The organism is Staphylococcus sp. EG-SA-2 (genome assembly GCF_017152085.1).
This window is the reverse complement of the sequence record NZ_JACYHC010000270.1, coordinates 1-450: the sequence shown is the minus strand read 5'-3', so window position 1 is coordinate 450 and position 450 is coordinate 1. Positions and strand designations below refer to the sequence as shown.

The window sequence follows — 450 nt, the reverse complement described above, 5'->3', positions numbered from 1 at the left end:
TGTAGAAATCAAGAAAATCGACTGTGAATATACCTATGCTATGCCCATTGCAATTTTAATAAGACACACGATGTCATTCGACAATGCTCATTTCTTTGCTCAGTTACGTCATCCTGTCTTATAAAACAACATTGCAGACATGTATATCAAACGACACTTCAATAACATCACTTTGCCATCGTACTACTATTAAAATCGTGTCTCAAACCCCTTATTTTAATTCCAAAAATCTGCTGGTCAAAAGACCGAGAAACTAAAAACATTACTGGATGTGTTGATAAATTATCTTATAGAAATAAACTCAAAATATATCAACACTTGATTCTAAGGAGGATATGACAATATGAAAATTTTAGATAGAATTAATGAACTTGCAAATAAAGAAAAAGTCCAACCACTTACTGTAGCTGAAAAACAAGAACAACATGCATTGCGTCAAGACTACTTAAG

1 protein-coding gene and 1 pseudogene are annotated in these 450 nt (G+C 32.2%); both read left to right on the top strand.

All coding sequences use genetic code 11. The features are described 5' to 3' along the window. Positions 1-124, top strand: a pseudogene (locus IDG60_RS22025) (hypothetical protein); the annotation flags it as partial. Positions 125-343: 219 nt separating this feature from the next. Next, the coding region (locus IDG60_RS02620; RefSeq protein ID WP_206160468.1) for a DUF896 domain-containing protein at positions 344-450 on the top strand (107 nt) is incomplete at its 3' end.